Below are 18,733 nucleotides of genomic sequence, written 5' to 3' on the forward strand. Positions count from 1 at the left end.
AGCAACAATTTATGCTTGCATGGTTCAATCAGGTTTCCGTGATAAAGTGGGGGGAGGGACTTGGTGCGAGAATCATAGAGCCGAAAACTTACCCATATGTCGTCCAGGTGCTGTCATACCACAGCGCAGTGTCAAGAAGCGCTTGAACAGCCCTTTTTGTAAAAAGCATCCAGAACAATATGAATGTTATCCTTAAGTTTTGCTGTTTGTGATGATCAACAATCCGCTATCCTTGCCTTCACTTGGAATGGCGCGATTGTTTTCTCAACCAATCATCTCAATATTGTTCACCGTTGTTTTAAGCAGCGATGACAGAAAATATCAACAGGCTTACGAGCTTTTTTATTGTAAATAAATCCATTGAAAGAGGGGAAGAATGAAGAAAATCTTAAAACTATTGAGTTGCATAGCTCTCTTAAATACAGCTGGATGTGTTAACCAACCTCCTCCATCAACTTTAGCATTATGGGAAAAACCAGGTGTCGATAAAGCGATGATCCAACAATCCTTATCAAAATGTGGTTGGAAACCGGTTTATGCTTCTTCTAGTGATATGAATTCGTATGCGAGTGAATTTGCCTCAGTTTATGAGTGCATGAAAAAAGCAGGTTTCCGGTATAAATTGCAAGATTCAAAAGGGCTCTATTTTACACAACCTCCCAAAAGTGGCTCATTCCTAAGCAATTTAATGATAGCAGGATATCAGCAATTTATGGACAATGACACCTTTGGTGTGACCAACAAAACGAAACAGGAACGGGCTTTACTAACGCATTTTGAGGATGAAAGAAAACGTCAGCAAAAGCAAAAAGCTTTACAAAAGCGATCACCAAAGCGTCCTCCCCATCGTTAAAAGGTCGTTGGATAAAATCACGAATGAAGTAGGGGATCAAAGCCGTCTCCTTCTTTATTCAAGCGGGTGGCACTTTAAATAAGGCAGCATTCATGGTGTTGGCGCTGATATTATCGCTGGGACCAATCCTGTTTATGCAAATGGTGAGCAGAGCGGGAATATCACCTTGGGAGAAGGTAAAGATATCATTTTTGAAAGTGTACAAAACCAGCTCGTGGGTGTTGCTACAGCCCTTGGCTCTTAAGACGATTCATAAGAATCATTTTTACTCCTTTCTTCTATAGTTTTTATCCACACATCAGCCCCGCTTATGATGTGCAAGCAAGTGATTTTGATTGATTCAAGATAAACAGATTTGAAATGAGAGAATCCTACGTTATTCGGGAGGCTAATTCAATATAAATAACGCTAGATTATTATTATAAATCAATATTTTGTTATATAAAAAAACTAATCCGTAGGAGATTGTTGGAAATGTTGGAACTATCCTTGGTACTTTTGCTGGGCTTAGCAACATCAGAGCGAAAGAAAATATCGTACGAGTAGGGCAGCGAGATGGATACAAACTCTATGAGTATAACTACAGGGGCTATCCAGAGCGTTATCGCGGGGTGATGGCACAAGATGTTTTGAAGTCAAAACCTGAAGCTGTTTTCTTGCATAAGGCGATAGGTTTTTTGCATGTAGATTATAGCAAGCGTGGCTGTGAGATGGAAAGGGTGCAGTGATGGAACAAGAAAACACAAATTCTCTTTTAAAGTTGTTTGATCCAAAATTTTTGCGTCCTTTAATGTATCAGGTTATACCGCAGTTACCTAGATATTTATTGCAATAACGCTCGATGCCTCCAAGCACGCCGTTGGAAGGACGATACAAGCCAAGTTTTTTAGAACGGGCTGCTTGTCGCACAGACCCTTTTGATGCGAGCAATGGGGATAATACTCCACAAAAATTGAGTCCTACAGAGCTTATTCGCGGTTCTCAAGCAGGGACAGAACAAGCTGGGAAAAAACGCCAGCAGAATTGATTATGTCTATGGATGATTTAAAACGCCAAATGCCTCCATTGCCGGATGTTTCAAAGGATACTGTTAAGATACAAGAGGTACCAGAGCAACAAAAACATGACTTTTCAGAGCAGAGAGGTGTTGCATCAATGATTTCTCAATCTCCACTTGTTGGGAACATTGATCAGTCTAGTGGGGATGAAGCTGGGCGACAGCAAAAAGATGTGATGGATTATATTGCTCAACTTAATGAGAAATCTATAGCGGAAAACTCTTTGAAAAACGATTCTGGAAATGATGAGGAAAAGCTTTTTGATGCACCTATAGGAGAAGAAAAACATTTGAATGCACACTTACCAGAAGAGGAGCATTTAAAAGCAAGTGGTGATCTTGAACAAAAAACAGATTATATCAAGTCACTTGATAACTTTGTTCAGACAGGAGCAAATCCAAGTAGCTTATGGGAGCGTTTTAGAAAATCAGAATTTTCCGAGCATTTAATGGATTTTTTTGCAGGGCTTGCATTAGGAAAGACACCACAAGAAAGTTTTTCAAATGCATCTATCCTTATGCGGCAGGGCAACAAGGAACGCGCACAACATAAACAAACTTTGCAATTTTTACGCTCTAAAGGGTATAGCGATGAAGATGCACAAGCACTCACGCAATATCCAGATCTTGCCATGAAAATCATAGGCAGCACGTTAAGCTCTCAAGAAGGCTATAGAACACTACTTAAAAGGCTTAATCGGGGGATTATGAATTTGTACCAACCGAATTGCAGAAATGGACCAAAGCGGGAGGCAAACGTTTACAAGGTCTTGTACACCGGCGTGTAGAAGAGGCAGGGCTATGGGCGAAAGGGGCTTATGTTTCTTCCAATTATCAAACAGTAGAAACGCAAGCACCAACGGGGGGTTCAAAGCGGAAGCATTGGCACCGATTATTGGTTCTTTTTTTGGGCTTGGTGGATTTTTAGTGGGCAATGGCCCCATTCAATGGGCTTTAGCCGCCATTATGGTTTTAGCCGCATGTACTGGTATTTTCTTTGTAGCTAAACGCTTTCAGGAGTACCGCCTATGATCTTATGGATGAAAAGAAACTTGATGGTAACAGGTGCGGCTTTAGCGGCTTTTTTATTGCCTTAGCAAGAGCTTTTACTCTTGGGAAAAAAGCAGAGCAACAAAAGCAAACAGAAAAAGCTTTAAAAGCAGCCACAACACGGCTGGAGGTGGAAAGTGAAGTTAATCAAAAAAGTGATGCTGATATGCGTGCTGCTCTCTCTGACTGGTTGCACGACAAATAAATATGCTTCTTCTTGTGTTGGCTGGTTGCCAATTTATTTAGACAAGAAAGATCTGAACGCCATCAGTTCCAATTTAGCAAGAGAGATCTTAAAGCACAATAATCTAGGTGAACGCTTGTGTGGGTGGAAACATGGTTAGAAAAAAATCCAAAAAACACACAGAGCTTACAGAATCAGAAAAAGAAATGCTTCAAGAAATGATCATCACCTATCAAAGCGTGAAAATGATGTCTCGCTTGATGAAGTGGATAGCATTTTTTCTTTTTTTGCTTATTCTTGATTTTGCACGCCTCATGGATGCGATAGACAACATCTTCGCTCATTTGAAGCAGTGGTTCTCAAAGAATTAGAAAAACTGTCATACAAGCAAAAACTTCGAAAAATTCTTTTTACTATGAATTGGAGATCTAATCATAAGCGTAGTTCAGAATGCAAACCAAATCGTAAGAGCTCTAGTGTTTTGGTATTCGGCTTTCGATAGATCAAAACTAAATCTGGCTTGATATGACAATCACGACAATTGCGCCATTGACCTGTTAGCGCATGATCTCTCCAATGCGCTTTTAGCGGTTCATTCTCCGCTAACGCTTTGACCACAAGCAGCAAATCCTTCTCTAGTGTATTAGCATACCTACCTTTTCTTTCACGTTTAAGGTCAGACCGGAATGAACACGTATAGACAATATAGCAAGCTTAGGTTTTCTTTTCAGATTTACGCATTTCGGTTCTATCTTCGCGTATCATGGTCCTTAAGCTGTCTAATGATGTACGTTCGACGCATCCCATTTCGGCATCCTCGATAGCTCGTAATGTTTCCGGATTTGGTTGAAAGATCCAAGCGGTAATGTTCGATCTCTAGCAATGCGGGTCATAAACATGCGTACTGCATCCGATACAGTTAAACCCGTAGACTTAATAACTGCACTTGCAATTTCTTGAACTTGATCAGGTATGCGGGCTTGAATTTTTCCCATTTCTAAATCCCCTATTCAATTGTAGTACAATGTACTGCACGTTAAGTCTATGTCAAGAGTTTCAACAATAGCTTTTCACAAGAGAACTTAGCAAAATTCAAAAAATTATTAGAGAAAGTTAGAAGAATAAGATATGTTTTGTAGAAGAATATTGGAAAATCCTATTCCCTAACCTTTATTTATGAACCCCATACTTTAAAAAAACATATAAATCAATGTGATATATGAATAAAAAAGAGCATAATATCACTAAAAGAGTGTTATAGAAATGATGTGTCATGACGATTCTACCACTCGATAGTGCTTCGATAAGAGAGGCAATAGCGCTTCTTGAACAAGGGAAGTTAGTAGCGTTACCAACAGAAACTGTTTATGGATTAGCGGGCGATGCAACCAATGGGAGGGCAATTTCTTCTATTTACTCTACAAAGGGTCGTCCACAAATTAATCCTCTTATTGCGCATGTTAGCGGCATCGAAATGGCGGAACGTTATGTTAAAATTGACTTTCTTTCACGCCAATTAATAGAGGAATTTTGGCCAGGGCCTTTGACATTGGTTTTGCCTTTAAAGGAACAGCATAATATCCATCCTTTAACAACCTCTGGTTTGAATACCTTGGCTGTTCGTTTTCCAGACAGTCGTTTTGCGGAAGTGGTACAACATTTTGGCCGTCCACTTGCTGCTCCTAGTGCGAATCAATCGGGGCGTCTTAGCCCTACTTCAGCTGAGGCTGTTTTTGCATCTTTGGGGGAATCTGTTCCTTTGATATTGGACGGAGGGCCTGCTAAAATAGGGCTGGAATCAACGATTATTAAAATTTGTGGTGAAAATATTTATCTTTTGCGTCCAGGGGGGCTTGCGGCTGATGAAATTGAAGAGGTTGTGGGGAAGCCTTTAAAACGGATAGATCAAAGGGCGGCGATTGAAGCTCCTGGGATGTTAAAATCACATTATGCTCCCAATGCTACGGTTCGTTTGAATGTAGAAAAGGTGGAAAATGGTGAAGCGCTTTTAGCATTTGGTTCAAAGCGTGTTATGGGGGCTGAAAATGCCGTTTCTATTTTAAACCTTAGCGAAGATGGAAAGTTGGAAGAGGCAGCCTCTCATTTATTTCAATATATGAAGGAATTAGATTCATTTAAAGTGAGATGTATCGCAGTAGAACCTATTCCATCATACGGATTAGGAGAGGCTATCAATGATCGTCTTATACGGGCTGCGGCTCCAAAGGAGAAATGAACATGGAGCAGGAATTAATTGAAGGGTTTAGGGAAATTGTTGGTGCTAAGCATGCTATAACGGATCAAGCTTTGATTGCACCGTATTTGCTTGAAGAGCGTGGGCTTTTTCATGGAAAAACACCTTTACTTTTACGTCCATCTTCTTGCGCAGAGGTCTCATCGATTATGCAGTTAGCGAGCAAAACGCGCACACCGATTGTGCCACAGGGTGGAAATACAGGGCTTGTGGGGGGACAACAACCAGATGAAGGAGGAGGGAGCGTTCTTTTATCCATGGAGCGATTAAATAAGATTAGAGCTATAAATCTTGAGGGAAATTTTGTTGTTGTAGAGGCTGGTGTTATTTTACAGAATTTACAGAAAAAAGTGGATGAATCAGGTCGTTTTTTCCCTCTTTCTTTGGCATCTGAAGGTTCTTGCCAAGTAGGAGGCAATCTTTCGTCGAATGCTGGAGGGACAGCTGTTTTAGCTTATGGCAATATGCGTGATCTTTGTCTTGGTTTAGAAGTTGTTTTACCGGATGGGCGTATTTTAGATGATTTGCGTTTTGTTAAAAAAGACAATAGCGGTTACGATTTAAAAGATCTTTTTATTGGTGCAGAAGGCACATTGGGAGTTATAACCGCAGCCGTTTTGAAGATGTTTCCAAAAATAAAAGGAAAAGCTGTTGCTTTGGTGGGATTATATAGTCCGGCGAAGGCTTTAGAGTTTTTATCTCTGGCTCAAGAATATGGAGGAGGGATGTTGACAGGTTTTGAGCTCATGGGAAATCTCAGTTTGCAAATGGCTTTAGATTATAAGATGTGTGAGAAACCTCCTCTTCAGCGGAAACATGAATGGTATGTATTAATAAACATTTCATCGTTGCAAGGCAATGATGAGGCGTTATCGGTATTGAGTACTATTTTAGAAGAAGCTTTAAAGAATGCGGTGATAGAAGATGCAGTTGTTGCGCAATCTTTAAAACAGCAAGATTTTTTTTGGCAATTACGAGAAAGTATATCATCAGCACAAAAGTTAGCAGGAGGGTCCATTAAGCATGATATTGCAATCCCACTTGCTTCTATTCCTGATTTTATTGCTGAGGCAGCGCTTATTGTTGAAGATATTGCTCCAGGAGCACGGGTGATTTGTTTTGGACACATGGGCGATGGAAATTTACATTATAATATTACACAACCTGTAGGAGCTGATACGACAGTGTTTTTGCAATTATGGTCAACAATGAATCATCGCATTCATAGTTTAGTGGTGGACTATAGAGGTGCATTTTCTGCTGAGCATGGAATTGGTCAGCTTAAGCGCGAAGAACTTCGTTCTTTTAAATCGCCTGTCGCATTGGATATTATGCAAGGGATTAAAAAAACACTCGATCCTTTAGGGATAATGAATCCTGGAAAAGTATTATAATTCAAGAATGGTGATCATGCATTTTTGTTTAGATTTTAATAACCAAAAAAGAAACCAGTTGTTTTTTATTCAAACTTTTAATAATCCAATGAGAAAAAGCTGCTAAAGGGTGTATGTTATTTAAGATAAATTGGGATAATGTATATGGCTAATCAATGCTTTAATCAGGCAAAAGCGGTGCTTGAATTTCGGTTAGATCCGTGCCATTTGCCACAAACGACGACATATTTTTCATCCAAAACGGGTAATCAGGTTATTTGTTCGTTAAATGAGCGTGGTGTTTCTTTTAAAACGGATATGCCTTCAAGCTTATCGCATTTAATACCCCCTTATCATTTTCAAGGAATTGCAGCACGTACCGTAAAAACGCGTTCAGGAGAAAGAGCTGTTGCATTAGAATTACTTCATGCCGATGAGGAAGCTTGTATACCGCTTTTGGTTTCCAGAGATTTGAATAATGTTCTTCTGGATTGGCGGTTATGGGCGGATACTTATGGCCTTCCCATGCTTATGATCAATGAAGATAATCGCATTCTGGTTGTAAAAGATCGTTCTGATTTACATCGATTTTTTGGTACAACAGCACATTCTAAACAAAAGCATTTTTTACTTCGTTATAGCAATCCGTTAGGCTTGCGTTTGGTGATTGCGAATCGAATTGCACTCCAGTAAATTAACATGCATTCATTTTTGTACGACCGTCAGCATTTATCTTGTTGTGCTGTAAAACATCGTTGTTTGGGGAGGTAACATAAGGCATGTAAACTTCACACATGAAGTGTTTTTAGAAGATATGGCGAATATTCTAAGTTTGCTTGTAGGTCTTTGTGTAAGTGCAGCATATGAGTGGGAAGCAAGAGGAACCCGCTTAATGAGAATTCAGACCTTTACAGACGGGATTTGGTGTGACTTTTGGTTCTTGAAAACAAAGAGAAAGTCAATGATTGTAAATGAGAGTTTTTTGACACCATACATTGGCAGCAGGAATCGATGATGTAGAATGCTTTTTTCAGAGAGGTAAAAACGGTTTTCATAACAATAGAAACTGTTTTTTTGCGGTATAATTTTGGGTTTTTGCCACATTATTAAAAACACCAGAAGATTACTGGAAGTGTTTTTGAATTTTTTTTATAAATCATTTCTCCATGTTGAATGAAAGCTTTGAATATTTCAGAATATTCTTATTTCATCTCTCTTTTATAATCAAAATCATTTAGATAGAAAGGGTTATCGTAATATTGAGAATTGGAAAATACAATGATGGTATAGGTTTTTATTTTTATTCCAGAAAGCTGGCAGAATGGATTTATACTATTTGCAGGTAGTGTCGTAAAATGGGAATGATAAGCATGAGAGATATTGTTTAAGAATTTGTATGTGAATAACATAACTATCTTTTTTGGGCATTTTATTTTTCGTAAAAGCGGAGTTTCACTAAAAACGCGATAAATAAAAGAAATGATAGTATATACGTTTTTCCTCAGGATTTTATAAGAAAGAAAGTGTTTATAAAAATGATGAGAAAATGCGTTTAAAGTAAAGACAACAGTAAAATGATTATTTTATATTACATCTTCAGATTCAGAAAATTTTCCTATTTTATCATGAGTAGATATCCTATTTACAATATTTGATTGTTCAAAGGAAAGCACACTTATTTTTTCAAAATTATGGTCAACGTAAAACAGTGAGAAAATTTGTGTGTCATGCTCTTATATAAAATAAGAAAATCGTAAAAAAAGAATATTCAAAGGATTTAATTTTCTCGCGCAACGGCTCTCCATCCGATATCTCGACGAACAAAACCTTCTGGCCAATCAATAAAATCAACAGCTTCATAAGCACGTTTTTGTGCATGCGTAATCGTTTTTCCTGTTGCAGTTATATTGAGTACACGTCCACCATTTGCAATGAGTTCTCCATCATGCAACACTGTACCAGCTTGAAAAACTTTCACATCGGGAAGAGTGTTTACTTGATCAACGTTACGGATAACAGTACCTTTTTGGGGGGAGTCTGGATAACCATTAGCAGCCATAACAACGGTGAGAGCTGTTTTTTCAGACCACCGAAGAGGCTTATTTTCGAGTTTTCCTTGAGCTGCAGCAAGAAAAATTGGCAAAATATCATCTTTGAGGCGCATCATTAAAACTTGACATTCAGGATCACCGAATCGTACGTTAAATTCAATTAATTCGGGTCCTTTTTGCGTTATCATTAATCCGACAAAGAGAATACCTTTAAAGGGGGCGCCCATTTCTTTCATGCTTATTAAAGCTGGTTCAACAATTTCTTTGAGAGTACGATTCACTATTTCTTGGGTCATGATGGGCGCTGGTGAATAAGCACCCATACCACCGGTGTTTGCTCCAGTATCCCCATCACCTACACGTTTATGATCTTGAGCAGATCCAAAAGGAAGAGCAAGTTTACCATCACAAAGGCAGAAGAAGCTTGCTTCTTCACCTTCAAGAAAAGATTCTACAACAATTTTGTTTCCTGCATCTCCAAATGTACTTTTGAAGCAGGCATCAACTGCGTTAAACGCTTCTTCCATAGTTGTTGCAACCACGACACCTTTGCCAGCTGCTAAGCCATCAGCTTTAATAACAATGGGAACACCTTGTTGCTGAATGTAAGCTTTAGCTTTAGAGGCATCATTAAAGCATTGGTAACTTCCTGTAGGAATGTTATTCTTCCGACATAAATCTTTTGTAAAGGCTTTTGAACCTTCTAGTTGAGCAGCTTTTTGAGTAGGACCAAATACACAGATGTTAGCGCTATTAAGAGAGTCTGTTATACCCGCCACCAAGGGTGCTTCTGGTCCTACAATTACAAGATCAATAGAATGTGCTTTACAAAAATCAATAACAAGGGGATGGTCATCAATGTTCAAATTAATATTTTCACCAAATTCTGTTGTTGCAGGATTTCCAGGAGCACAATATAACTTTGTTAGCAGTGGTGATGCTGCTATTTTCCATGCTAAAGCATGTTCTCGTCCACCTGAGCCAATAAGAAGAATATTCATTGCTTGCTCCTCTCATAAAAGATAATTAATCTCATCCCCTTCTCATAAGAATGAAATGTCTCTATCGCAAGACCAAAGGTAAATCATTTGATGAAAAAAAATAAAAATATCGCGCATGTTCAGTCCTATGATAGCCAAGGACGGGTTATGGATGCATCTTCCAAACAATGGGTCTACAGCTTCCTTCCCCGTTCTTTATGGTTTTATGCGCAATTGGCGCGTTGGGATCGGCCTATCGGTTGGCAATTGTTGATGTGGCCTTGTTTTTGGTCAACAACAATGGCTTTTTTCTCTTATAACATGCATTACGATACTCTTTTATCAATGTTTCTTCATTGGGTTTGGTATCTTTTTCTTTTTTTTCTGGGGTCTATTGCTATGCGAGGGGCAGGATGTACTTGGAATGATCTTATTGACCATAAAATTGATGCTCAGGTAGAAAGGACACGTTCTCGCCCATTGCCGACAGGTCATGTGAGTCGGTTGCAAGCAAGAGTTTTTATACTTGTGCAATGTTTAGTTGGTTTAGTTGTTTTATCACAATTTAATAGGTTTAGTTTTTTTCTAGGTATTTCGTCATTGATAGCTGTTGCATTTTATCCTTTTATGAAACGCGTAACATATTGGCCGCAGTTTTTTTTAGGCGTTGCATTTAATTGGGGGGCATTAATGGGGTGGGCTGTTGTCTTTGGAAGTTTAAGCTGGGCACCAATCTTGCTTTATGTGGGATCAATTTTGTGGACCATAGGATACGACACAATCTACGCACATCAAGATAAAGAAGATGACATTACTGTTGGTGTCCGTTCTACGGCTCTTCTTTTTGGTAAAGCAACCAAGCGTGCTTTAGTATTTTTGTATGGTGGTTTTGTGATGTTCGTTAGTCTAGCATTTTATTTAGCTGGAGTTCCTGTTCTTAGTTTTTTGGGGATTTTTGTGGCAAGCATCCATATGTTTATTCAAATTAAAGTCATTGATATAGATGATAGTTCACAATGCCTTAGGCTTTTCAAATCTAATTCGCTTATTGGTTTTGTGATTTTTGCTGGTTTAGTATGTGGGGGTATATGGATGATATTTTATCCTGCGGTCTAAAAATAAGTTAGCTAAAATCATAGTTTCTACTGAATACAGTATGTTTTTTTTAATAAGCTTGTTGCTAATCTACTTTTAAGCAATACAGTAGAAAATATCACCAATTAACCTTTACAGTGAAAATAAAATTCTTCTATTTAAATAAAATAAATCATCTTCTTTTAGAATTTTTCGAATAAAAAATATTTGTTTAATTGTTGCGAAGAAAAAATCTTCATAACGATGAAGCTTGAAGGATTAGGGATAAAGTTTTTGTCTTTTCCAATCGCTGTGTTCAACACAATCCCGTGTAAAAAGCAGACGATCATGTAAACGAAATGGGCGATCGCACCAGAACTCTATAGAAAGGGGTTTAACACGAAACCCAGACCAATAAGGTGGTCGTGGAATATTGCCTAGAGCATAACGCGCAGTATATTGAGCAATTGCTTTTTCGAGCACAAAACGATTGTCTAAAGGTTGAGATTGTTTAGAGGCCCATGCACCAATTCGACTACCACGTGGTCGCGATTGGAAATAGGCATCGGCTTCCTGTTGACTTACTTTTTCAACGATTCCTCTAATTCTGACTTGACGACGGAGTGATTTCCAATGAAAACCTAAGGATGCTTTCATTGATTTTAAAATTTCTTGTCCTTTACAGCTTTCATAATTGGTATAGAAGACAAAGCCTTGGGGATTGTAGTCTTTGAGGAGAACCATACGAACATTAGGGAGTCCTGTTTCGTCAACTGTTGCTAATGCCATAGCATTCGGATCATTTATTTCACTTATCGTTGCCTCTTCAAGCCACTTTGCGAAAAGTTCAAAAGGTTTTTGCATTTTCATAAAATGATCATCTGTTGGTATTTTTTTGCTCATAGTTTCTCCAAATATCAGTGAGCATGGGTGAGGCATTTTCTCATTTACTTTATCATCAAGAAGTCACAGTACCATTTTTTCTTATTTTCAAAAAGCCAATGCTATCGTGTATTTCTATGGTAGTTTAATTATTTTTACTTTAGCATAGACTACAAGGAGCTATATTAAATAAATATCTCATTTTATCTGGTATTTTAGTTTATTGATAGACATATAAAGAGAAAAGAAGAAATTATTCTTTAGAATAGACTGATGAAGCTATAAGGGATATTGAACAACGTATCAGTTGATATTTTGAAAACGAAGAAATTGAAAAGAGGGCAATATGCGTGATCCCTACACGATTCTGGGTGTGGCACGTACCGCAAAATCGCAAGAGATTAAATCGGCATTTAGAAGATTAGCGAAGAAATATCATCCAGACCATAATAAAGATGATACAAAGGCTAAAGAGAAATTTGCTGAAATTAATCAAGCCTATGAAATTATAGGTGATAAAGATAAAAAGGCACAATTTGACCGCGGTGAAATTGATATGGAAGGAAAACCGCTTTATCAAGCCTATGGTGCTGGTGAAAATTTTAGCAATAAACAAAATCCCTTTTCAGGAAGAGCAAAGGGATTTGATTTTTCCTCTTCAGGTGGTGCAAGTTTTGATGCGAGTGATATTTTTCGGGATCTGTTTGGAGGAGGAGGTAGCTTTTCGAATTCTACACACTATAACCGTCCCCAACAAGGAGCACATGTTCGTGCTAATCTTGCCATAACATTAGAGCAGATGGTTGGCGCAGAAAAGGTGGAAGCTGTTTTTCCAAATGGAAAAAAGTTAAAAATTAAACTGCCAGATTATATTGAAGACGGACAGACTATTCGTTTAAAAGGTCAGGGAGAAGAGGTACCTCACGGGCAAGCAGGAGATGCGTTAATAACCATTCAGATTCAAAAACATCCCCGTTTTCGGGTTGAAGGAAGAGCACTCCATCTTGATTTACCAGTTTCTCTCAAACATGCTGTTTTGGGAGCAAAAGAAGAAGTTGAGACGTTGGAGGGGCGTGTGGTTTTAACGATTCCTGCGTGGTCAAGTTCTGATCGCGTTTTACGGTTGAAAGGGAAAGGGCTTCGTTTAAAAAATGGTACAAGAGATGATCTTTATGTGCATGTTCGCATTATGTTGCCGGGAGATGAAAATGCCGCCGCACTAGAACAGTTTTTGCAAATGCAACAAGATTAATTTTAAAAATTTTATATATAAAAGCGTAGTTTTTGTTTGATTTTAAACCAATTGCTTGAAGAAAAAGTTGACCTGTGTCATAGGCAGGTGAATAATACTAATTTTAAGTAACAATGGGGCAGTGCTGATGGCTAAGGGTAATGGTTTATTGTACGGTAAGCGTGGTTTAATTTTGGGGTTGGCCAATAATCGCTCCATCGCTTGGGGAATCGCTAAAGCGGCAAGTAGCGCAGGGGCAGAGCTTGCTTTTACCTATCAGGGTGAAGCAATGAAAAAGCGTGTCGAGCCTTTGGCTGAAGAATTAAAGGGATTTGTTTGTGGACATTGTGATGTTTCTGACAGTGTCTCTATTGATACGGTCTTTAGAGAAATAGAGAAGAAATGGGGAAAACTTGATTTTTTAGTTCATGCTATTGGTTTTTCTGATAAAGATGAATTAAGTGGTCGTTATATTGATATCAGCGAATCAAATTTTATGATGACCATGAATATTTCCGTTTATTCCCTAACAGCTCTAACGAAGCGTGCAGAAAAATTGATGCCAGATGGTGGTTCAATCTTGACACTAACCTATTATGGTGCAGAAAAGGTTGTTCCCAATTATAATGTAATGGGGGTTGCCAAAGCCGCTCTTGAAGCGAGCGTGAAATATTTAGCGGTAGATTTAGGTCCCCAAAATATTCGTGTTAATGCTATATCTGCTGGACCAATTAAAACGTTAGCGGCTTCTGGTATTGGTGATTTTCGTTATATTTTAAAATGGAATGAATATAATGCTCCATTACGTCGTACGGTAACAATTGAAGAGGTTGGTGATTCTGCGCTTTATTTTCTTTCAGATTTGTCTCGTTCTGTTACCGGTGAAGTCCATCATGTCGATTCGGGTTATAATATCATAGGTATGAAAGCAGTTGATGCACCAGACATTTCTGTCGTTAAAGAATAAAGTTTGGTTTATAAGATTTTATTAGACAGCAGTAATTTGACCAAATTTAAGGTGTCCAAGAGTATTTGGGAGAAAAGAGCTGTTTTGGTATAGCACACAACATACGTTATCGTTGTATATATTTGACAGAGAAATGGATCTTTTTTCATGTCGCATAATACATTTGGTCATTTGTTTCGTGTAACAACATGGGGTGAAAGTCATGGTGCTGCTCTTGGTTGTGTCATTGATGGTTGTCCACCTGGAATTATTTTTACTCTTGCAGAAGTTCAAGCTTATCTTGATAAACGCAAGCCAGGACAATCAAAATACACAACGCAGCGCCGAGAACCAGATGAAGTAGAGGTCCTTTCAGGAGTTGTTGTTCAAGACGATGGAACGACATTGGTGACAACAGGTACACCAATTTCTCTGTTGATTCGAAATACAGATCAACGCTCTCAAGATTATGGAGCAATTGCTCATCAGTATCGTCCAGGACATGCGGATTATACTTATGATATTAAATATGGCATTCGTGATTTTCGAGGCGGGGGACGTGCTTCGGCACGGGAGACGGCAGCACGTGTTGCAGCAGGTGCATTTGCTCGTAAAATCGTTCCTGGTTTGATTGTACGAGGAGCAGTGATAGCAATTGGTCCTCATAATATTAATCGTGATCGTTGGGATTGGTCAGAGGTTAATAATAATCCTTTTTTTACAGCTGATGCAGAGATGGTTCACATTTTTAGTGACTATATCAGTAAACTCCGTAAAGAGGGGACATCTGTTGGTGCGGTTGTTGAGATCGTTGCAGAAAATGTTCCGGCAGGTTTAGGAGCCCCTATTTACGCAAAGCTTGATCAAGATATTGCCTCGTTACTTATGTCGATTAATGCGGTAAAAGGTGTGGAAATTGGTGATGGTTTTGCGGCAGCCCGCTTGAGGGGAGAAGAAAATGCGGATGAAATGCGAATGGGAAATGATGGAAAACCGCTTTTTTTATCAAATCATGCGGGAGGTATTTTAGGGGGAATATCGAGTGGACAGCCAATTGTTGCGCGTTTTGCTGTAAAGCCTACTTCATCAATTTTAACACCTCGTCGTTCCATTGATGTTGATGGTCATGATATAGACGTTATAACAAAGGGACGTCATGATCCATGTGTTGGGATTCGTGCCGTTCCTGTTGGTGAAGCGATGGTTGCTTGTGCTATTGCTGACCATTATCTAAGACATCGCGGTCAAGTTGGGTGATTGAAAAGGTGAACAATGGCGTATGATGAAAAAAAAATTGTTTCTGCACTTAAAGCTTTTGAACGCGGTGAAATTGTTGTGGTGACAGATGATGATGACCGTGAAAATGAGGGTGATTTAACTGTTGCTGCAGCGCATTGTACAGAAGAAAAGATGGCGTTTATTCTTCGTCACACAACAGGTATTGTGTGCACACCTATGCCAAAAAAAGAAGCAAAACGGTTTAATCTTTCTCCTATGGTACCAGATAATAACTCTGCACATGGGACGCAGTTTACGGTTACTGTTGATTTTAAACACGGCATAACAACAGGAATTTCAGCGCATGACCGTACATTAGCTGTACGTAATCTTGCGAATTCAAATGCAAGTGCGGATGATTTTGTTCGTCCAGGGCATGTTTTTCCTTTAATTGCGCATGAAGGGGGAGTGCTCATGCGTTCAGGTCACACGGAGGCTGCTGTTGATTTATGTAAATTAGCTAATTTGCCGCCGGTTGGTGTTATCGGTGAGTTAGTTAATGATGATGGAAGCGTTAAACATGGCGATCAGATTATGAAATTTGCGCAAGAACATCGGTTGCATATTATAACGGTTGCAGATTTAATTGCTTACCGCCAACGTAAGGAAATATTGATCAAGCATGTTGGAGAAATGCCTATTGAAACATTCGTAGGTCCCGCTATTGTTCAAAGTTATCAACTCCCTTGGGAAGTCGTTCAGCATATTGCAATTGTTTTTGGTGATGTCCGTGAGGGTGAGAATATTCCTGTGCATTTACATCATGAAAACATTATAAGTGACGTTTTTTGTCAAACTTCAGATATTATGGTGATGATGCGGCGTATGATGGAAAAAGAAAAACGTGGCGTATTTATTTATTTGCGTGAAGGATCTGTTATACAATCAACTGTTGGTATTCAAAACATGACAAGAAACAGTTCAGAAAACCATGTGCAGGCGATTGAACGCGAAGAAGAATGGCGCAAAATTGGTTTAGGATCACAAATTTTAAAATATTTAGGGATAGGCTCTGTTATTGTTTATGCTTCTAAAGAGCATCATTATGTAGGTTTGGAAGGTTTTGGAGTTCGTATATCCAGAACAGATATTTTTTGAGGTTCATATGAAAAAAGAGATACAAGAGGGGGATATTACGACCTTAAGCTTTGAGCAAGCGCTTAAGCAACTTGAAGTTATTGTCGAAAATTTGGAACGTGGCGATGTGCCTTTGGAACAATCCATTGATATTTATGAACGCGGTGAAGCGCTTAAAAAGCATTGTGAAAAACTCTTAAGAGTTGCTGAAGCTAAAGTTGAAAAAATCCAGCTTTCAGAAGAAGGTTTTCCAGAAGGAGTGGAACCACTTGATGCTAAATAATTTAAATCTTTTTGGATATTTATTGTGGGACTTAAGAGAAGCAATAACCTTAGTTTATAAACAGAAAGTTTTATTGATTTCTTTTTTATAAAATAAGTTAAAAATGAGGAAATTATAGCTCATCTCAAATAGAAAAGAGCATTTTTCAGTAAAAAAGATGCAAAACTGTAAATAAAAGAGTAGAGAAGATATATTTTTATCATTGTGTTTTCTTGAGTTAAGATAATAGAAAGGATTTTTTTTGTCTCAGGTCTTAACACCATTGCTTGACCGTGTTTGTTTTCCGCAAGATTTGCGGGCATTACCTGAGTCTGATTTGGTACAGTTGGCTGATGAGTTGCGGACCGCAACAATTGATGCGGTTTCTGTAACAGGTGGTCATCTTGGGGCGGGACTTGGTGTTGTTGAGCTCACTGTTGCATTACATTATATTTTTGATACACCAGAGGATAGGATTATTTGGGATGTTGGTCATCAAACCTATCCACACAAGATTTTAACGGGGCGTAGAGAAAAAATTCGCACATTACGTCAAGAGGGCGGATTATCTGGTTTTACAAAACGTTCAGAAAGTGTGTATGATCCATTTGGGGCGGGGCATTCGTCTACTTCTATTTCAGCGGGGCTTGGTATGGCAGTGGCAAGTGCTTTGAAAGCAGAGACAAGACGCAATATCATAACTGTCATTGGTGATGGTGCAATGTCTGCGGGCATGGCTTATGAAGCAATGAACAACGCTGGTGCTTTGAATGCACGCTTGATTGTTGTTCTTAATGATAACGATATGTCTATAGCACCACCTACAGGTGCTATGAGTGCACATCTTGCACGATTAGTGTCTCGTCCTTCTTATCGTCATTTGCGTGAACGCGTAAAGATGTTGAGCGAAAAATTGCCAAAGTTTTTTTTGGATAAAGCTCGTCGTTCAGAGGAATTTGCGCGTGGCCTTTTGGTTGGGGGAACTTTATTTGATGAGCTTGGCTTTTATTATGTTGGACCCATAGATGGGCACAATTTGGGGCATTTATTGCCTGTTTTTAAAAATGTTCGTGAATATCCTAATGGTCCTGTTTTGGTGCATGTTGTAACCCATAAGGGAAAGGGATATCCACCTGCAGAGGCCTCGTCTGATAAATATCATGGTGTTAATCGTTTTGATGTCACGACAGGAAAACAGGTAAAAGCATCAAGTAATATTCTACCCTATACCAAGGTATTTTCTAAAGCTTTAATAGAAGAAGCTCGCCATGATGATAAGATTGTTGGCATAACAGCAGCGATGCCAACAGGGACAGGCCTTGATTCTTTTGCGAAAAAATTTCCTGAAAAAATGTTTGATGTTGGTATCGCTGAGCAACATGCCGTAACTTTTGCGGCAGGACTTGCTTGTGAAGGGTATAAGCCTTTTGTTGCAATTTATTCTACTTTTTTACAGCGTGCTTATGATCAAATTATTCATGATGTATCAATTCAAAAATTACCGGTACGTTTTGCTATTGACCGAGCAGGTTTTGTGGGGGCAGATGGTGCAACACATGCTGGAAGTTTTGATATTGTTTTTTTGGCCACTCTTCCTGAGTTTGTTGTTATGGCACCTTCTGATGAGCTTGAACTGATGCATATGGTGCGTACAGCTGCAGCTTATGATCAGGGACCAATTTCTTTTCGTTATCCGCGTGGTGAGGGGATTGGTATAGATTTACCGCAACGTGGTGAGTTATTAGAAATTGGAAAAGGGCGCGTTCTGCGTGAAGGAAATAGAATCGCTTTGGTTTGTTTTGGAACGCGGATGTCAGAAGTGTTGCAAGCTGCTGATGCGTTGGAGGCTGAAGAATTGTCTACAACGGTTGCAGATGCACGGTTTGCAAAACCTTTAGATAAAGATTTGATGCGTCGTTTGGCACGTGAGCATGAGGTATTGGTGACAATTGAAGAAGGGGCAATCGGTGGATTTGGAGCGCACATATTACAATTTTTAGCGCAAGAAGGGCTCTTAGAGCATGGTTTGAAAGTTCGTACACTAAAATTTCCTGATGAATATTTGAATCATGGTTCACCAGAAAAAATTCTTTCACGTGTCGGACTTGACGCTATGGGTATTTTAAACACGGTTTTTGCTGTTTTGGGACGCGAGATTCGAACAGGATAGAAAATTCGAGT

The 18,733-nt window shown here is 38.9% G+C and carries 16 protein-coding genes and 5 pseudogenes; 17 read left to right on the forward strand and 4 right to left on the reverse strand.

The features are described from left to right. The 7 genes and pseudogenes from ACFINY_RS00005 to ACFINY_RS00035 form a co-directional block, all read left to right on the forward strand. Window positions 1-196, forward strand: a pseudogene (locus ACFINY_RS00005) (hypothetical protein); the annotation flags it as partial. Window positions 197-376: 180 nt separating this feature from the next. Continuing rightward, a complete protein-coding gene (locus tag ACFINY_RS00010; protein ID WP_375611111.1) occupies window positions 377-853 on the forward strand; it encodes a hypothetical protein in 477 nt (158 codons plus the stop codon). A 727-nt stretch (window positions 854-1,580) separates the two neighbouring features. Beyond that, window positions 1,581-2,593, forward strand: a pseudogene (locus ACFINY_RS00015) (hypothetical protein); the annotation flags it as partial. Further along, window positions 2,588-2,942, forward strand: a pseudogene (locus ACFINY_RS00020) (glycoside hydrolase family protein); the annotation flags it as partial. The pseudogenes ACFINY_RS00015 and ACFINY_RS00020, both read left to right, overlap by 6 nt. Continuing rightward, window positions 2,939-3,165 (forward strand): annotated as a pseudogene (locus ACFINY_RS00025) (hypothetical protein). The pseudogenes ACFINY_RS00020 and ACFINY_RS00025, both read left to right, overlap by 4 nt. Continuing rightward, window positions 3,098-3,304, forward strand: coding sequence for a hypothetical protein (locus ACFINY_RS00030; RefSeq protein ID WP_375611112.1), 207 nt, complete (start codon window positions 3,098-3,100; stop codon window positions 3,302-3,304). The pseudogene ACFINY_RS00025 and the gene ACFINY_RS00030 overlap by 68 nt, the downstream one beginning before the upstream one ends. After that, window positions 3,297-3,515 (forward strand): hypothetical protein, encoded by a 219-nt coding sequence (locus tag ACFINY_RS00035; protein WP_375611113.1) that lies wholly within the window; start codon window positions 3,297-3,299, stop codon window positions 3,513-3,515. The genes ACFINY_RS00030 and ACFINY_RS00035 overlap by 8 nt, the downstream gene beginning before the upstream one ends. 61 nt (window positions 3,516-3,576) lie before the next feature. On the opposite strand, the gene ACFINY_RS00040 is transcribed toward ACFINY_RS00035, so the two are convergent. Both ACFINY_RS00040 and ACFINY_RS00045 read right to left on the reverse strand, forming a co-directional pair. Beyond that, window positions 3,577-3,849, reverse strand: a complete 273-nt coding sequence (locus ACFINY_RS00040; RefSeq protein WP_375700762.1) for a type II toxin-antitoxin system YafQ family toxin — start codon at window positions 3,847-3,849, stop codon at window positions 3,577-3,579. Between the two features lie 9 nt (window positions 3,850-3,858). Then, a pseudogene (locus ACFINY_RS00045) lies at window positions 3,859-4,139 on the reverse strand (type II toxin-antitoxin system RelB/DinJ family antitoxin). Window positions 4,140-4,417: 278 nt separating this feature from the next. On the opposite strand from ACFINY_RS00045, the gene ACFINY_RS00050 reads away from it, so the two are divergent. From ACFINY_RS00050 to ACFINY_RS00060, 3 genes are all read left to right on the forward strand, one after another. Next, window positions 4,418-5,380: an L-threonylcarbamoyladenylate synthase gene (locus tag ACFINY_RS00050; RefSeq protein ID WP_375613034.1), complete on the forward strand. Its 963-nt coding sequence runs from the start codon at window positions 4,418-4,420 to the stop codon at window positions 5,378-5,380. Window positions 5,381-5,382: 2 nt separating this feature from the next. Continuing rightward, window positions 5,383-6,792: an FAD-binding oxidoreductase gene (locus ACFINY_RS00055; protein WP_375700743.1), complete on the forward strand. Its 1,410-nt coding sequence runs from the start codon at window positions 5,383-5,385 to the stop codon at window positions 6,790-6,792. A 144-nt stretch (window positions 6,793-6,936) separates the two neighbouring features. After that, window positions 6,937-7,464: a DUF6101 family protein gene (locus ACFINY_RS00060; RefSeq protein WP_375628324.1), complete on the forward strand. Its 528-nt coding sequence runs from the start codon at window positions 6,937-6,939 to the stop codon at window positions 7,462-7,464. 1,084 nt (window positions 7,465-8,548) lie between these two features. On the opposite strand, the gene purD is transcribed toward ACFINY_RS00060, so the two are convergent. After that, window positions 8,549-9,823: a phosphoribosylamine--glycine ligase gene (gene purD, locus ACFINY_RS00065; RefSeq protein WP_375700744.1), complete on the reverse strand. Its 1,275-nt coding sequence runs from the start codon at window positions 9,821-9,823 to the stop codon at window positions 8,549-8,551. A gap of 90 nt (window positions 9,824-9,913) precedes the next feature. Between purD and ubiA the strand changes: the two genes are divergently transcribed. Further along, window positions 9,914-10,918: a 4-hydroxybenzoate octaprenyltransferase gene (gene ubiA / locus ACFINY_RS00070; RefSeq protein WP_375611118.1), complete on the forward strand. Its 1,005-nt coding sequence runs from the start codon at window positions 9,914-9,916 to the stop codon at window positions 10,916-10,918. A 237-nt stretch (window positions 10,919-11,155) separates the two neighbouring features. Here ubiA and pdxH read toward each other — a convergent pair whose 3' ends face one another. Then, a complete protein-coding gene (gene pdxH / locus ACFINY_RS00075) occupies window positions 11,156-11,779 on the reverse strand; it encodes a pyridoxamine 5'-phosphate oxidase (RefSeq protein WP_375700745.1) in 624 nt (207 codons plus the stop codon). A 325-nt stretch (window positions 11,780-12,104) separates the two neighbouring features. Here pdxH and ACFINY_RS00080 point away from each other — a divergent pair, with 325 nt between their 5' ends. The 6 genes from ACFINY_RS00080 to dxs all read left to right on the forward strand — a co-directional run bounded on the left by ACFINY_RS00080 (window position 12,105) and on the right by dxs (window position 18,722). Then, complete coding sequence (locus ACFINY_RS00080) at window positions 12,105-13,010, forward strand: DnaJ C-terminal domain-containing protein (protein ID WP_375620646.1); 906 nt, start codon at window positions 12,105-12,107, stop codon at window positions 13,008-13,010. A 127-nt stretch (window positions 13,011-13,137) separates the two neighbouring features. Beyond that, the gene (gene fabI / locus ACFINY_RS00085) at window positions 13,138-13,956 is read left to right on the forward strand and encodes an enoyl-ACP reductase FabI (protein ID WP_273787904.1); all 819 of its coding nucleotides are present in this window, start codon (window positions 13,138-13,140) and stop codon (window positions 13,954-13,956) included. 147 nt (window positions 13,957-14,103) lie between these two features. Continuing rightward, complete coding sequence (gene aroC, locus ACFINY_RS00090) at window positions 14,104-15,192, forward strand: chorismate synthase (protein ID WP_375652325.1); 1,089 nt, start codon at window positions 14,104-14,106, stop codon at window positions 15,190-15,192. Between the two features lie 15 nt (window positions 15,193-15,207). Continuing rightward, window positions 15,208-16,311 (forward strand): 3,4-dihydroxy-2-butanone-4-phosphate synthase, encoded by a 1,104-nt coding sequence (gene ribB / locus ACFINY_RS00095; RefSeq protein ID WP_375688813.1) that lies wholly within the window; start codon window positions 15,208-15,210, stop codon window positions 16,309-16,311. A gap of 7 nt (window positions 16,312-16,318) precedes the next feature. After that, complete coding sequence (locus ACFINY_RS00100; RefSeq protein ID WP_375611123.1) at window positions 16,319-16,573, forward strand: exodeoxyribonuclease VII small subunit; 255 nt, start codon at window positions 16,319-16,321, stop codon at window positions 16,571-16,573. Between the two features lie 241 nt (window positions 16,574-16,814). Then, window positions 16,815-18,722: a 1-deoxy-D-xylulose-5-phosphate synthase gene (gene dxs, locus ACFINY_RS00105; RefSeq protein WP_375638050.1), complete on the forward strand. Its 1,908-nt coding sequence runs from the start codon at window positions 16,815-16,817 to the stop codon at window positions 18,720-18,722. The last annotated feature ends 11 nt before the right edge of the window (window positions 18,723-18,733 follow it).

It is taken from the genome of Bartonella sp. AA23NXGY (genome assembly GCF_042197165.1).
Classification (GTDB): Bacteria; Pseudomonadota; Alphaproteobacteria; order Rhizobiales; family Rhizobiaceae; genus Bartonella.

Bases quoted from the DNA above. Each gene is read 5' to 3' on its own strand.
- ACFINY_RS00010 (WP_375611111.1), top strand. From the start codon at position 377: ATGAAGAAAATCTTAAAACTATTGAGTTGCATAGCTCTCTTAAATACA.
- ACFINY_RS00035 (WP_375611113.1), top strand. From the start codon at position 3,297: ATGGTTAGAAAAAAATCCAAAAAACACACAGAGCTTACAGAATCAGAA.
- ACFINY_RS00050 (WP_375613034.1), top strand. From the start codon at position 4,418: ATGACGATTCTACCACTCGATAGTGCTTCGATAAGAGAGGCAATAGCG.
- ACFINY_RS00055 (WP_375700743.1), top strand. From the start codon at position 5,383: ATGGAGCAGGAATTAATTGAAGGGTTTAGGGAAATTGTTGGTGCTAAG.
- ACFINY_RS00060 (WP_375628324.1), top strand. From the start codon at position 6,937: ATGGCTAATCAATGCTTTAATCAGGCAAAAGCGGTGCTTGAATTTCGG.
- purD (WP_375700744.1), bottom strand. From the start codon at position 9,823: ATGAATATTCTTCTTATTGGCTCAGGTGGACGAGAACATGCTTTAGCA.
- ubiA (WP_375611118.1), top strand. From the start codon at position 9,914: ATGAAAAAAAATAAAAATATCGCGCATGTTCAGTCCTATGATAGCCAA.
- pdxH (WP_375700745.1), bottom strand. From the start codon at position 11,779: ATGAGCAAAAAAATACCAACAGATGATCATTTTATGAAAATGCAAAAA.
- ACFINY_RS00080 (WP_375620646.1), top strand. From the start codon at position 12,105: ATGCGTGATCCCTACACGATTCTGGGTGTGGCACGTACCGCAAAATCG.
- fabI (WP_273787904.1), top strand. From the start codon at position 13,138: ATGGCTAAGGGTAATGGTTTATTGTACGGTAAGCGTGGTTTAATTTTG.
- aroC (WP_375652325.1), top strand. From the start codon at position 14,104: ATGTCGCATAATACATTTGGTCATTTGTTTCGTGTAACAACATGGGGT.
- ribB (WP_375688813.1), top strand. From the start codon at position 15,208: ATGGCGTATGATGAAAAAAAAATTGTTTCTGCACTTAAAGCTTTTGAA.
- ACFINY_RS00100 (WP_375611123.1), top strand. From the start codon at position 16,319: ATGAAAAAAGAGATACAAGAGGGGGATATTACGACCTTAAGCTTTGAG.